2 protein-coding genes are annotated in these 1,501 nt (G+C 57.4%); both read left to right on the top strand.

The window, feature by feature from the left end:
* Positions 1–417: aspartate carbamoyltransferase regulatory subunit (locus N2315_09310; protein ID MCX7829369.1), on the top strand; the 417-nt coding region annotated here is incomplete at its 5' end.
* 162 nt (positions 418–579) lie between these two features.
* The coding region (locus tag N2315_09305; GenBank protein ID MCX7829368.1) for an amidohydrolase family protein at positions 580–1,501 on the top strand (922 nt) is incomplete at its 3' end.

Here is a 1,501-nt window from a genome sequence, read left to right as displayed (position 1 = left end):
ATCAAGAATGGAATCGTGATAGACCACATCAAAGCGGGGCAGGGGCTAAGGATTTTTAACTGGCTTGGCCTCGGCAAGGCCCCCTACACGGTAGCCTTCGTGGTAAACGCCGAATCCAAACGGATGGGCCGCAAGGACATCATCAAGATTGATAACGAAATTAAAATCGACTTTGCTGTCCTCGGGCTCATCGATCCTAACATTACGGTGAATATTATTGAAAACGAAAAAGTAACCGAAAAGATCCGGCTGCGCCTTCCCGAACGGGTAGAAAACGTTCTTATCTGCCGAAATCCCCGGTGCATCACCGCCACCGAAACCTATGCACCCCATATTTTTCATCTGGTAGATGAAAAAACAGGCACCTATCGCTGCGAATACTGCGATGATCTGAGAACCACCGAGGATTTCCGATAAATGAACATATTGATTAGCGGCGTTCGGCTCGTAGATGCCCATCAGGATTTCCAGGGAAGCGTTCTTATCGAAGAGGGGCGTATACAAGCCCTCTTTCCTCAAAGTGAGGGGGTCCCAAAACCTGAAGGGCCGTTTTCTTCCCTTGCCCGGGAGAAAGACGCCATGGCCGTCGAATCTCCTGGGCCCACCATTCACATCGATGGTCACGCTTTAGGAAGCGACGTGGTCTGCATGCCCGCCTTTGTGGACCTCCACGCCCATTTTCGGGATCCGGGCTTTCCCCTTAAAGAAACCCTGGAAAGTGGCTCCCTCGCCGCCGCCGCCGGCGGATTCGGCACCGTAGTCTGCATGGCCAACACCCAACCGGTGATCGACTCGGTGGAGCTTGCCCGGCATCTCCAGGGACGGGCGAACGCCCTGGGGCTTATCGACCTCTTCCCAGTTCTATCCCTTACCCGGGGGATGGACGGCCGCTCGGTATCCCATCTTGCAGAGTTGGACCCGGCGGTAGTCCGACTCCTTTCGGAGGATGGCAAGGATCTGGCCGACGAAGGGGTGTTGCGGGCGGCCCTTCAGGAGGCCCGCCGGAGGGGCATTCGCGTTTCGCACCACTGTGACTTTGGAGGCAAAGAAGCAGAACAGCTTAAGGCGCAGGGGGCCCCTCGAGAAATCTACAGTCGCCTGGAAGAAAACCACGGCACCGAACGGGTCCTTCGCCTTGCCCACGAAACGGGGTGCGCCATCCATATCGCCCATGTTTCTACCCAGGAAGCCCTGAAGCTGGTCCAGGAATACCGGCAGCGGCGTTCCGCCGGTCAGGTTACCTGCGAGGTTACCCCCCACCATTTGGCCCTCACGGAAGAGCGGGCCCGGGAGTTGGGGGCAGAAAGCTACGGTCGGGTAAATCCGCCCCTTCGCACCGAAGCAGACCGGGAGGCCCTTATAGCCGGCATCCGGCAAGGGATAGTCGATGCAATTGCCACCGACCATGCCCCCCACACAGCGGAAGACAAAGCCAAGGGGGCCCCCGGCTTCATCGGTCTTGAAACAGCCTTCCCGGTGTGTTACACCGTCCTAGTCAAAC

It is taken from the genome of Thermanaerothrix sp. (assembly GCA_026417795.1).
Lineage (GTDB): Bacteria > Synergistota > Synergistia > Synergistales > Synergistaceae > Thermanaerovibrio.
This window is presented reverse-complemented; position numbering and strand designations above follow the sequence as displayed.